General features: G+C 68.9%; 8 protein-coding genes. 3 read left to right on the top strand and 5 right to left on the bottom strand.

Annotated features, from left to right (window positions below; genetic code table 11):
- Positions 1 to 166 precede the first annotated feature (166 nt).
- The 3 genes from E3T25_RS09270 to E3T25_RS09260 form a co-directional block, all read right to left on the bottom strand.
- Complete coding sequence (locus E3T25_RS09270; RefSeq protein ID WP_241980765.1) at positions 167 to 3256, bottom strand: S8 family peptidase; 3090 nt, start codon at positions 3254 to 3256, stop codon at positions 167 to 169.
- A gap of 156 nt (positions 3257 to 3412) precedes the next feature.
- A complete protein-coding gene (locus E3T25_RS09265; RefSeq protein ID WP_134373835.1) occupies positions 3413 to 5344 on the bottom strand; it encodes a heavy metal translocating P-type ATPase in 1932 nt (643 codons plus the stop codon).
- A gap of 140 nt (positions 5345 to 5484) precedes the next feature.
- Positions 5485 to 6699 (bottom strand): NADP-dependent isocitrate dehydrogenase, encoded by a 1215-nt coding sequence (locus tag E3T25_RS09260; RefSeq protein WP_104100190.1) that lies wholly within the window; start codon positions 6697 to 6699, stop codon positions 5485 to 5487.
- 191 nt (positions 6700 to 6890) lie between these two features.
- Here E3T25_RS09260 and E3T25_RS09255 point away from each other — a divergent pair, with 191 nt between their 5' ends.
- The 3 genes from E3T25_RS09255 (at position 6891) to E3T25_RS09245 (ending at position 8185) form a co-directional block, all read left to right on the top strand.
- Positions 6891 to 7343 carry a GNAT family N-acetyltransferase gene (locus E3T25_RS09255; protein WP_104100191.1) on the top strand — a complete coding sequence of 151 codons (453 nt, stop codon included), beginning with the start codon at positions 6891 to 6893 and terminating at the stop codon, positions 7341 to 7343.
- 10 nt (positions 7344 to 7353) lie between these two features.
- Positions 7354 to 7674: an MGMT family protein gene (locus tag E3T25_RS09250; protein WP_134373833.1), complete on the top strand. Its 321-nt coding sequence runs from the start codon at positions 7354 to 7356 to the stop codon at positions 7672 to 7674.
- A gap of 64 nt (positions 7675 to 7738) precedes the next feature.
- Positions 7739 to 8185, top strand: a complete 447-nt coding sequence (locus E3T25_RS09245; protein ID WP_198411461.1) for a cupin domain-containing protein — start codon at positions 7739 to 7741, stop codon at positions 8183 to 8185.
- A gap of 28 nt (positions 8186 to 8213) precedes the next feature.
- Here E3T25_RS09245 and E3T25_RS09240 read toward each other — a convergent pair whose 3' ends face one another.
- Together E3T25_RS09240 and E3T25_RS09235 are read right to left on the bottom strand one after the other, a co-directional pair.
- Positions 8214 to 10019 (bottom strand): ABC transporter ATP-binding protein, encoded by a 1806-nt coding sequence (locus tag E3T25_RS09240; protein ID WP_134373831.1) that lies wholly within the window; start codon positions 10017 to 10019, stop codon positions 8214 to 8216.
- On the bottom strand, positions 10016 to 11737 hold the full coding sequence (locus E3T25_RS09235; protein ID WP_104100201.1) for an ABC transporter ATP-binding protein: 1722 nt from the start codon (positions 11735 to 11737) through the stop codon (positions 10016 to 10018). Before E3T25_RS09235 ends, E3T25_RS09240 begins: the two co-directional genes overlap by 4 nt.
- Positions 11738 to 12475: the final 738 nt, after the last annotated feature.

Genomic DNA, 12475 nt, shown 5'->3' with positions numbered 1-12475 from the left:
TCCGCCGCCCGCCCAGAACCGCACCCCTGACGAATTCGACGGAGATTTTGCCCAAAGCGGGTTCGAAACAGCTCGCAAGCGGCCTCGTGTCGCAAAATCTCCGTCGAATTGGTTCGACGCCGGACGCAGGGGGCGAGTCCGACCTCGCTGACGAACCTGGCGGCCGCTAGTTCTCCACCGCCACGACCGTCGAGAAGCCAGTGTCGCCGTAGCGCACCAGCCCGAGGTAATCCGTGCCCGCGGCCAGACCACTCCACGAGGCCGTGTAGGTCGCTTCAACGCCCTGCACTCCCGGGAGAGGGTTCGGGGCAACGGTGAACGCTCCGGCGCCGGCACCCGGCGCGACCGTGAAGGTGGTCAGGTCGTACCGGTCGGTGCCACTGAAGACCGACGCAACAACCTGGTAGTACCCGGCCGTCGGGTTCAGCAGGTCGACGTGTTCGTCCGTCGCCGCCGTGGCCGACTGCCAGCCTTCGATCGGCGTGCCGCCCTTGCCGCTCAATCGGTTGACCACCAGGTCAAGGTCGGCGGCGTCGGTTAGTGAATCAAGGTCGAAGCGCTGCAACACCGTTCCCGCCGGAACCTGCACGGTGAAGACGATCTCCGTTCCGGGGAGCCCCGTTCCGGTGTAGGCCTTGCCCGGGCCGCCCTTCTTCTCTCTGAGCAGCACGCCGGCCGCGAGGCCGTCGGTCGCCAGGGGGATGTCGGCTGTCGTGCCGGGCGTCACGCGGATGCCGACGGAGCCGGCCAGACCGGTTCCGTCGGCGGTGATCGGCGACTCGAGGGTGACGGGCTTGACCGCCACCGGGCTGTACACGACGGTCGCGCCGCTGGTCCAGCTGAGCGAGCCGGTCGCGAACGTGTCGACGGGCGCATCCGTTCGGGAGAACGTCGCCGTGTAGGACTGAGTCTCCCCTGCCGCGCCGAAGATCAGCGTGGACGGCTCGATCGTCACGTCGATGCCGGCGAGGCCGGACACCGAGGCGTCGAAGGTGCCCGCCTGGGTCGACGTCACCGTGCGGGTGATCGTCTCCGGCCGGGTGAGCGAACCGATGCCGATCGAGGCCAGGTTGAGGTTCGACGGGTCGACCGCGGTGACGGCGTCCAGGCCGCCCCCGGTGTAGCCGGCGCCCTTGATGTAGGACATCCAGTCGCTCTCCCCGTTCAGGTAGACGAGTCCCGGTCTGAAGAACTTCGTCGGGTCGATGTGGCCGGCGCCCTGCAGAAACGGGTCGGTCACGGCAGCGCCGGAGCCGGTGACCGTGTTGTAGGCGGTGGTCATGAAGGCCGATTTCACCTCGGCCGGGCTCGCGCTCGGCGTCTGGCCCAGGTAGAGGGCGGCAAGGCCCGCCACGTGCGGCGACGACATAGACGTTCCGGACAGGAACTGGTACGTGCCTGCCGCGCCCGCAGCGTTGGCACCGCCGGCGAGAATCGCAACCCCGGGCGCCGAGACGTCCGGCTTGATGATGTCACTGCCGTCGGCAAGTACCGGTCCGCGCGAGGAGAACCCGGCGACCTGCGGGGTGGGCGGAGTGGTCCCGAGCGCATTGCCCGGCGTGAGGGTCACGGTCGCCCCGGCGGTGCCTGCGTAGGCGAAGGCCGTGGCGAACGCTTCGGCGTTGAGGTGCACCGTCGGCACCGCGTGCTGGTCGAGGTCGAGCGAGCTGGCCGTCTTGTTCACCAGCACCATGCCGATACCCCCGGCACGCTTCACCTCGACGGACTTGGCGACCCGGTCATAGACGCCGCGCTGACAGAACACGATCGTGCCGGTCACCTTGGCCGGGTCGAGCGAGTTCGGCCCGCAGAGCAAGGGGTCTGTTCCGCGCCGGGCGGCGACGAGGTCACCGCGCACCAGCGCACCGGTCACGCCGACGGCAGGGACCGTGATCGAGCCGCCGCCATAGGCAGGGCCGCTGCCGAGGGTGGCGGTGGCCTCGTAGCTCGGAATGGTGCTGGCCGCCACGGTGGTGATCCACGGCGACGCGTTATCGAGCGTGGAGGCGTCGGGACCGGCATTACCGGCCGACGCCGCCACGAAGATGCCGGCGGATGCCGCGCCCAGGAAGGCGACGTCGGTGGCGGAGACCGTGGTCTGGGCCGCACCGCCGCCGATCGAGAAGTTGATCACGTCGACACCGTCGGCCGTGGCCTGGTCGATCGCCGAGAGGAGGTCGCTGGTGGCGCATCCGTCGTCGTCCTGGCTGACCGGGTCGGGGCCGGACCAGCAGACCTTGTACGCGGCGATCTTCGCCGCGGGCGCAACGCCCGAGATGGTGCCGAAGTCGATGCCACCGACCGACGCGCCGACGGCGTGGTTGCCGGCTGCGGTGCCGCCGGTGTGTGAGCCGTGGCCGTCGCCGTCGCGCGGCGAAAGGTACTCGCCGACGCTTTCGGCACCGATCCGGGAGGCGCCGAACCCGTCGACGTAGTACCGGGCACCGACGATTTTGGTGCTGCAGTCGTCTGCGGTGAACTGCACACCCACGACGCAGGCGCCGGTGAAGGTGCCGCCGTCGGACTTGCCGAAGCGGATGCCGCCGTCGGCCGTGCGAAACGGAGCGTCGCCGAGATCGGTGCCGAGGGGGTCGCCGGCGAAGGACCCGTTCTCCGGGGCGATGCCGGTGTCGATGATACCGACGACGACGCCGGCGCCGGCCGCGTCAACGCCGCCGACCGCGTCCCAGACCCCGCCGACGCCGGCGGCGTCACCGAGCCCGAGGAAGTCGGTCGAGGACTGCGCCGTGACCCGGCGGATCGCGTCCTTCTCGACGGCGAGAACCTCTCGGTTCGCGGAGAGCGCGGCGGCCTGGACCGCGGTGAGTTCGGCGGCGAATCCGTTGAGTGCGGTCGTGTAGGAGACGCTGACGCTCACCCCGGCGGCCGCGGCGACCCTTCTCTGCTCGGTTGCGAGGTGCGCGGCGTAAGCGGTCGCGTTCTTCGAGCTCGCGTCGAGCTGCCGGCCCGGGGCCGGCTTGGTGGCGTCGAAACCGGCGACGCCGCCGGAGTAGGCGGCGACCGCGCTGGCGGCCAGCGTGACGACGTAGCGGCCGGCCTCGAAGGCGGTGGCCGGTTTTTCAATGGCCAACCGCGGAGCCTGCTGCGGTGCGGCGCCGGCTGCGACGGTGCCGCCGACGAGGGCCGCGGTAGCCACCAGCCCGACGGTCAGGGCCACCGCGGTGGCCCTGCACAGTGCGCGCGGCGGCCGGGGGTCGAGGTCCCAGGGTGAGAAATGCCGATTTCGTGAGTTCACGTGCATCATCCAATCCGTTCAACGACGAAAGGTTGACCCCCAACGGAGGCACATGAACTTGAAGCTAGCTGAATTCGACCTCAGACTGTGCAACTTGCACGCGTTGACACCTGAACTGGGGGCATCCAGCACAGTAGGGTGACGCGACTCAGCGACTCAGCGACTCAGCGCGCCGGCCGCCGCCGGCTTGCGAGCGGCGATCTGGGCCTGCACCGAGGCGTCCCGGCGGCCGCCGATCGCCCGCAACGCGTTCAGGATCGTGGCCAGGTCGACGAATTCCTGCAATAGTGCTCCCGCGGTGGCGGGAATGAAGCCGAACGCGGCCAGGACCATCAGGCCGAGGCTCAGAGCGATGCCGAGCCAGATGCTCTGCAGCGCGATCCGGATGGTGTCCTGGCCGATCGCGACCGCGCGGGCCGCGCGGGTCAGGTCGTCGATCAAGATGACGACGTCGGCCGATTCGCTCGCGGCCGTGGCCCCGCGGGCTCCCATGGCGATACCGACGTCGGCGACGGCCAGCACGGGTGCGTCGTTCACCCCGTCGCCGACCATGATCACCGGGCGGTGGGCCAGGCCACGCACGGCGTTGACCTTGTCGGCGGGCAGGCAGTCCGCCTGCACCTGCTCGATCCCCACCAGCGCCGCGATGTGCTCGGCGGTGGGCCGAGCGTCGCCGGTGAGCATCACGGTGTCCCGCAGGCCGAGCGCCCGCAGATCCGCCAGAGTCTGCGGTGCGTTCTCCCGCAGCGTGTCACTGGCGACGATGCTGCCGGCGAAGCGCCCGTCGACGGCGATGTAGATGGCCAGTTCGCCGCCCTCGATCGGGGCGGCCACGGCATCCGTCGCCCGTTCCCGGATGAACGACAGCTTGCCCACGGTGACCTCGCGGGCGCCCAGCCGGGCCACGACGCCGTGCGCGGGAACCTCGTTCGCGGTCTCCGACCCGATCAGCTCCAGCCCGCGGGTCTGGGCCGCCGCGATCACGGATGCCGCGAGCACGTGCGACGAGTACTGCTCCGCGGACGCGGCGAGTACGAGCAACTCGTCCTCGTCGAAGCCGGGCTCGGGAAGCACGCGGGCGATGGTGGGGCTGCCGTGGGTGAGCGTGCCGGTCTTGTCGAAGACCACGGTTTTGGCCCGAGAGAGCATTTCGAGCACCCCACCGCCCTTGACGATGATGCCGTTGCGGGCGGCCCGGCTCATGCCGCCCATGAAGGCGACCGGTGCGGAGATCAGGAGTGGGCAGGGGGTCGCCACCACCAGCACCTCGGCAAACCGGGCCGGGTCGCCGCTGACGATCCAGGCCAGGGCGGCGATCGAGAGCGAGACCGCAGTGAACGGCACGGCGTAGCGGTCCGCCAGGCGCACCACGGGGGCCTTGCTGGCCGATGCCTCTTCGACCAGCGCGATGATCTGCTGGTACTGGCTGTCCGCGGCGGTCGCGGTGGCTCGGATGGTGGCGGCAGCCTGGCCGTTGATCGACCCGCTGAGCACGGCGTCGCCGGCTTCACGCTCGACCGGGAGGCTCTCCCCGGTGAGCGAGGACTCGTCGAAGACTGCGCTGACTGAGACCAGAGCGCCGTCGACCGGCACGATCTCGGCAGGGCGAACGAGAAGCAGGTCGCCCGGCCGCACGTCGGTGGCCGGCACGTCCTCGACCTCGCCGTTTCCGGTGTCGGTATCGGTATCGGTATCGGTGCCGGCGCCGGCGCCGAGCCGGTGCGCGATCTGCGGGGCCCGCCGGAGCAGGGCGTCGAGCTCGCGCTTGGCCCGGTTCACGGCGAAGTCTTCGAGGGCCGCGCCTCCGGTGAGCATCAGCACGATGATCAGGGTGGCCACGTATTCGCCCACCAGCACCGTGGCGACGATGGCCGTGATCGCGAGCACGTCGACACCGAGGGTGCCGCGCAGCAGCCGTCGTACCATGCCGATCGTTTCGTAACCGGCGACCAGCAGGCCGAATCCACTGAACAGCCAGCGCACGGCATCCGTCTGACCGCCCAGGGCGAGCACCGCGCCGATGAGCCCGAGCAGCACGGTCGTGGCGACGAGCGGGTAACGACGAACGGCGGCGACCAGAGACGACATGGTCATATTCTTGCCTCACTCGCCGGCCACCGCCAGCAAGGAAAGCCTCCCCTCAGGGCCGGGAAAACCCGGAAAAACGCCTAAAAAAGGGCGGCAGCCTCACCCCGGGGGGGGTGAGACTGCCGCCCTGTCGCTGCGGGTTAGGCCATGCGGGCCTGGAGGTTCTCCGCGATGGCCGCGAGGAACTCCTCGGTCGTCTGGAAGGCCTGCTCCGGGCCCACGAGAAGCGCGAGGTCCTTGGTCATCTTGCCGCTCTCGACGGTCTTGATGACCACGTCTTCGAGCGTGTTGGCGAACTCGGCGAGCGCCGGGTTCCCGTCAAGCTTGGCGCGGTGCGCGAGGCCGCGGGTCCAGGCATAGATCGAGGCGATCGGGTTGGTCGAGGTGGCCTTGCCCTGCTGGTGCTGGCGGTAGTGGCGCGTCACGGTGCCGTGCGCGGCCTCGGCCTCGACGACCTTGCCGTCAGGCGTGGAGAGCACGCTGGTCATCAGGCCGAGCGAGCCGAAGCCCTGCGCGACGGTGTCCGACTGCACGTCGCCGTCGTAGTTCTTGCAGGCCCAGACGTAACCGCCCTCCCACTTCATGGCAGAGGCGACCATGTCGTCGATCAGGCGGTGCTCGTAGCTGAGGCCGGCCGCGTCGTAGCGGGCCTTGAACTCGGCGTCGAAGATTTCCTGGAAGATGTCCTTGAAGCGGCCGTCATAAGCCTTGAGGATCGTGTTCTTCGTCGACAGGTAGACCGGGTACTTGCGCTCGAGGCCGTAGTTCAACGACGCGCGGGCGAAGTCGCGGATGGAGTCGTCGAGGTTGTACATCCCCATCGCGACGCCGCTGCCGGGGGCCTGGAATACCTCGAACTCTTGCGGGGCCGAGCCGTCCTTCGGGGTGAAGGTCATGCTGAGCGTGCCCTCGCCCTCGAAGCGGAAGTTGGTGGCCTTGTACTGGTCGCCGAACGCGTGGCGGCCGATGATGATCGGCTTATTCCAGCCCGGCACGAGGCGCGGGATGTTCGAGATGATGATGGGTTCGCGGAAGATGGTGCCGCCGAGGATGTTGCGGATGGTGCCGTTGGGCGACGCCCACATCTTCTTCAGGCCGAATTCCTCGACGCGCGCCTCGTCGGGCGTGATGGTCGCGCACTTGACGCCGACGCCGTGCTTCTGGATGGCGCGGGCCGAGTCGATCGTGATCTGGTCGTCGGTCTCGTCGCGCTTTTGGATCGACAGGTCGTAATACTCGAGGTCGATGTCGAGGTACGGGTGGATCAAGGTCTCCTTGATCGCGTGCCAGATGATGCGGGTCATCTCGTCCCCGTCGAGCTCGACGACAGTGCCTTCAACCTTGATCTTCGCCAATGGAAATCTNAATGGAAATCTCCTCAGAATATCGGGGGGCAAGAATAGCCACACCGATTCTAGTGGAGCGACGCAACTATCTTGACATCGAGACAGTTTCCGGATCTTCCGGATGGGCCCCCCCCCCCCCCACGCCCTGTCGTCCGAAAACCCGACTACCGGCCGGCTCCGGTGCACGTTAGCCTGTTCGCATGGGTGAACTACGACTGGAAGAACTGTCCGCGCGCAACATCGTCGCGGCGAACAGCCTGAGCCTGAAACCGGGTCAGGAGCAGTTCATCGCCCCCGTCTCCTACGCGGTCGCGGCGTCCGTCATCAACCCCGCGACCGCCTGGCAGCGCGTCGTTCTGCTGGACGGCGAGGTTGCCGGCTTCATTCACGGAAACTTTGACCCCGACTCACCGCACGAAGAATTCCGTGCCTGCATCTGGCGCATCAACGTGGACGCGGAGGCCCAGGGCAAGGGTGTCGGCAAGTTCGCCGCAGACGCACTCGCCGCCGAGGCCCGCAAGCGCGGCTTCGACCACATTACCGTGATCTGGGAACCCGGCGAAGAGGGGCCGGAGTCGTTCTTCCACCGCCTGGGCTTCAGCGACATCGGCCAAACCGTCTACGGCGAGATTATCGGCGCATTGCAGCTCTGACTCGCAGCCGATGACGGATGCCGGCACCCGGGAACCTGCCTTCGTCACGCACGTTCTCGGAATCGTGGAGTCGATCCCGGCCGGTCGCGTGATGACCTACGGTGATGTCGCGGCCGTGCTCGGCTCCCGTGGGGCCCGCCTGGTCGGGCAGATCATGGCGCGCCACGGCGCCGCGCTGCCCTGGTGGCGTGTGATCCGGGCCGGCGGACGCCCGCCGATCGGGCACGAGGAGCGCGCGCTCCCCCACTACACCGCGGAGGGCACCCCGTTGAAGGCCGGGGCATACGGCTACCGCATCGATTACGCGGCGGCGCGCTGGAGCCCCGCATAGCGATCACCGCCCGGGGTTGCCCGCAATGCTTGGTTCGAGGCTGCGCCGGATGCTACCGTTTTTCATGGACAGCGAAAGCACAGCCGCACACACCGCCCTCGATCCCGTCGTCACCGACCCGGGCGCCTACCGAGTACTGCTTGAGAACGACCGCGTTCGCGTGCTCGAGTTCCTCGACGCTCCCGGCGATGAGACCAATCCCCACGAGCATCCCGACAGCGTCATGATCACGCTCAGCGCCTACGCCCGGCGCCTGTCGTCGGAGGGCCGCGAAATCGACGTCGAGCTGCCCGCCGGTGAGACCCGCTGGCTGCCGGCCCAGGAGCACGCCGGCGTGAACATCGGCCGCACGCCGACGCACGCGATCTTCGTCGAACTCAAGGAATCGCCCGCGATCCCGCGGGATCCCAGCTACCACCCGCTCGGACCGGTCGCCTCCAACCGCCCCCTGACGGGCACGCCGCTCTCCGACGACTCGAGCGACGAGGAAAAGGCCTGGGGGTTCGCCTAACCGCTCGCGCCGCGAGTCGCGTCGCCGATCACACCAGCGAGTCGCGCCAGGCGGCGTGCAGCTGCGCGAACCGGCCGGTGCCGGCGATCAAGTGGTCGGGCGTGCCGTCCTCCACGATGCGCCCGTGCTCCATCACGAGCACCCGGTCGGCGATCGCCACAGTCGATAGGCGATGCGCGATGATCACGGCGGTGCGTCCCCCGAGCAGTGTCTGCAGCGCCTGCTGCACGAGGCGTTCACTCGGGATGTCCAGACTCGAGGTGGCCTCGTCGAGGATGAGCACCGCCGGGTCGGCCAGGAACGCCCGAGCGAACGAGATCAGCTGCCTCTGCCCGGCGGAGACGTGCCCGCCGCGCTTGTTCACGTCGGTGTCGTACCCGTTCGGCAGCCCCGCGATGAAGTCGTGCGCGCCGACCGCTCGGGCCGCCGCCACGATCTCGGCGGGCGTCGCATCCGGTTTGCCGATCGAAATGTTGTCGGCGACCGAACCGCTGAACAGGTAGGCCTCCTGGGTGACCATGACGATCGCTCGGCGCAGGTCCTTGGGGTGCAGGTCGCGCAGGTCGACGCCGTCGAGGGTCACCTGACCCATCGACGGGTCGTAGAAACGCGCCATCAGCTTGGCCAGGGTGGACTTGCCGGCCCCGGTCGACCCAACCAGGGCGATGGTCTGCCCGGCCGGGATCGTCAGGTCGAACTGCGGCAGGATGACCCGGTCGCTCTGGTATTCGAATTGCACGTTCTCGAACGAGACCGCACCCTTTGCCGCCCAGAGGTCGACCGGCGTCACCGGGTCCGGCACTCCGGGATGCTCCTCGAGCACCCCGGAGATCTTCTCCAGCGCCGCGGCGGCCGACTGGTAGGAGTTGTAGAACATCGCCATCTCTTCCATCGGGTCGAAGAACCGGCGGGTGTAGAGCAGGGCCGCGAGCAGCGCGCCGATATAGAGCTGGCCGTCGACGACGCGGAACCCGCCGACCAGGAGAACGACCGCGACGGCCACGTTCCCGATCAACACGAGACCCGGATCGAAGATGCCGAACAGCTGGATGACCCGCTCATTCACCTTGCGGTAGTCCTCGACCAGTTCGCCGAACACCTTCTCGTTGCGTTTCTCCGCCCGGAAGGCTTTGACCGCACGGATGCCGGTCATGGTCTCCACGAACTGCACGATCAGGCTCGCCGACGCCGTTCTCGACCGGCGGAAGAGCGTTTGCGAGCGCACCTGGAACCAGCGGGTGAGCAGCGCCAACGGCACGATCGACGCGAGCAGGACAAGCCCGCTCGTACCGTCGAGCAGGAACAGGGCGATCGCCGTGAACACCATGTACAGCAGCCCCTGCACGAGCTGGTTGATGCCCGAATCCAGCAGTTCCCGGATGGCGTCGAGGTCGCTGGTCTGCCGGGAGATGATGCGCCCCGAGGTGTACGACTCGTGGAATTCGAGGCTCAGCCGCTGCGTGTGCAGGAAGACCCTCTTGCGCAGGTCGATCAGCACGGCCTGGCTGATCCGCGCCGACATGATCGTGTACCAGGCGATCAGGATGGCCCCGACCACACCTGTGGCGAGGTAGACCACCCCCGTGGCGGCCAGCGGCACCCAGTCCTGCTCCATCAGCGCGGGCAGACCGCGGTCGATCCCGAACGCGATCAGGGCCGGGCCGGCCACCTGCGCGGCCGTGGACACGACCACGATCAGCATTGCCGCGAGGACCGAAAAGCGCACCGGGTGCAGCAGCGACCCGAGCAGGCGCAGCGACCGGCCCCGGATCTGCTTGCTCTCCGCGGCGGTGAAGTTGCTGCGGTCTTCGCCCTCGACACCGGTGACGGTCATCGCGCCGCCTCCTCTCGTGCGGACTCTCGTCGTTCTTCGTCTTCCAGGCTCGAGATGACGAACTTGTAGTGTTCGCTCTCGCGGAGTAGATCGGAGTGCCGTCCGATCGCGGTGACACGCCCGTTCTGGAGCAGCGCCACCCGGTCGGCGAGCATCACGGTGGACGGCCGGTGCGCCACGATCAGCGCCGTGGTCGCGGAGAGCACCTCGCGCAGCGCGGCTTCGACAAGGGACTCGGTGTTCACGTCGAGCGCCGACAACGGGTCGTCGAGCACAAGCACGGCGGGTTTCGCCGCCACCGCCCGCGCGAGCGCGATCCGCTGCCGCTGGCCGCCGGAGAGGCTCATCCCTTCCTCTCCGACGAGCGTGTCCACGCCCTCCGGGAGGTCGTGGGCGAAGCCGGCCTGGGCAACCATGAGCGCCTCCTCGAGTGCGGCATCCGCTTCGGGCGAGCGCTCGGCCCACTCCGGACGGCCGAGCAGCACGTTGTCGCGCACGGATGCCGAGAACAGCGTCGCATCCTCGAACGCCATCGACAGGTGGCGACGCAGTTCCTCGCGGCCGAGGGAGCGCACGTCGACCCCGTCGAGGGTCACCGCCCCCTCCGTCACGTCGTAGAGGCGGGTGGTGAGCGCCGTCAGGGTGGACTTGCCGGAGCCGGTCAGACCGACGAGCGCCATGGTCTCCCCCGGTTCGAGCACCAGGTCCACGCCGTCGAGCAGGTCCGGGAAGCGGCTCGGCGAGTCGGGGTAGCGGAAGTGCACGTTCTCGAACGCGAGGCGGCCGCGGGGCCGGTCGACGGTGACGGGATGCTCGGGGTCGGTGATGGCGTTCGGCGCGTCGAGCACGTCGAAGAACCGGTCGGTCGCGGTGCGGGCATCGAAGGTCATCGACAGCAGGAACCCGACCGACTCGATCGGCCAGCGCAGCACGGTGGCCGTGGCGAAGAAGGCCACGAGCCCGCCCACGCTGAACTCGCCCTGGCCGGCCAGCCAGACACCGGCGACGAGGCAGAGGGCGAAGGCCACATCCGGGATCATCAGCAGCCACAGCCAGATGCCGGCGATGGCGCGCGCCTTCTCGATCTCGGTGCCGCGCAGGCTCTCGGCCTGGTCGGAGAAATTCTTCAACGCGAACTTGCCGCGCCCGAAGGCCTTGAGCACCCGGATGCCGTGCACCGACTCCTCGACGGCCGTCGCGAGGTCGCCGGCCTGGTCCTGGCTGCGCCGCGCAACGACGGAGTATTTCTCCTCGAACAGGTAGCCGACGATCCACAGCGGCACGGAGCAGACGAGGAAGATGAGGCCGAGGATCCAGTTCATCGACACCAGGATGGCGGCGCCGATCACAACGGTGACGACGTTCACGATGAGCAGCACGAGGCCGAACGAGATCCAGCGGCGGATCAGGTTGAGGTCGCTGACGGCGCGGGAGAGCAGTTGGCCGCTCGGCCACTTGTCGTGGAATGTGACCGGGAGGTCCTGCAGCCGGGCGTAGAGCGCGTTGCGCATCCGGGCCTCGATGTGGGTGCCGGGGCCGAGAACGAACCAGCGGCGCAGTGCGATCAGCACCGCCTCGATCACGCCGAGGGCGAGTACCACGATGACGGCCGGCCAGATCTGGGCGGCGTCCTGCTGAGTCAGGGCCCCGTCGACGAGGCGCTGCAGCACCTGCGGGATGGTGAGCGCCACAAGCGCCGCCAGCAGGGCGGCGAGCATGCCGAGGGCCAGCCGCGGCAGGGCCGGCCGGGCGAAGGGGTAGAGGCGCAGCAGCACCTGGAGGGTGTTCCTCCGGGGCAGGGCAACGGGGTCGGTTCCCGCTGCGGGGTCGGGGTCGGGCGGATGGCTGTGGTCGGTGAGCGTGGTCACGAGTGAGTCCTGAACGAGTCTGGTTCCAGTGAACGGCGGCGCGCGGCGCCGGGAGGCCGAAGACGAGCACGTCGGTCGGCGGGGGTGGAAGCCGTAGCTTCCGGGGGCAGCATGGCTGCCGGCCTGCGGGGCGGAGCCGGTCGCTGGGTGTCAGCGGCCCGGGGTCAGGCCCGAGGCGGGGCGGGAGATCGCGGGAGGGGGCAGGCTAAGCGGCGCGCGGGAACGAGGTGGCTGCGCCAAGGCGCGCGCCGTCGTTCGCACACGTTGCGATCGTGAACGGTGCTGTCTTGGTCATGTCGGCCTCCTGAGCGCGTGGTGTCTGAGCTGTGCCCCCCTGATCAGGCAGCCTCTCAGACTACGGTTCCGGGGCCTCGGGCGCAAGCGCCGAATTCGGGGATCGGGATTCAGCGCACCCGTACGCTCAGGCAGGTGACGCAGCCCTCGAGCTTCTCGAAGTCGGAGATGGGTGGCTCGGATTCGGCGCGCCGGTCATGCGCCGCCCCGCGCGTGGCGTGTCGTGCGCGGAGCGGCGCAGCACGCGCGCAGCGCCGGCGAAGCGACCGGGGAGCCGCCCGGGGCGGCTACCGC

Origin of the sequence: Cryobacterium sandaracinum, from assembly GCF_004403415.1 — a bacterium.
Taxonomy (GTDB): domain Bacteria; phylum Actinomycetota; class Actinomycetes; order Actinomycetales; family Microbacteriaceae; genus Cryobacterium; species Cryobacterium sandaracinum.
The sequence above is the reverse complement of the archived record's forward strand: the minus strand, read 5'-3'. Positions and strand labels throughout refer to the sequence as shown.

What these genes read in the sequence shown, in the direction of transcription:
- E3T25_RS09265 (WP_134373835.1), bottom strand. Translation starts at nt 5,344, where the DNA reads ATGTCGTCTCTGGTCGCCGCCGTTCGTCGTTACCCGCTCGTCGCCACG.
- E3T25_RS09255 (WP_104100191.1), top strand. Translation starts at nt 6,891, where the DNA reads ATGGGTGAACTACGACTGGAAGAACTGTCCGCGCGCAACATCGTCGCG.
- E3T25_RS09250 (WP_134373833.1), top strand. Translation starts at nt 7,354, where the DNA reads ATGACGGATGCCGGCACCCGGGAACCTGCCTTCGTCACGCACGTTCTC.
- E3T25_RS09245 (WP_198411461.1), top strand. Translation starts at nt 7,739, where the DNA reads ATGGACAGCGAAAGCACAGCCGCACACACCGCCCTCGATCCCGTCGTC.
- E3T25_RS09240 (WP_134373831.1), bottom strand. Translation starts at nt 10,019, where the DNA reads ATGACCGTCACCGGTGTCGAGGGCGAAGACCGCAGCAACTTCACCGCC.
- E3T25_RS09235 (WP_104100201.1), bottom strand. Translation starts at nt 11,737, where the DNA reads ATGCTCGCCGCCCTGCTGGCGGCGCTTGTGGCGCTCACCATCCCGCAG.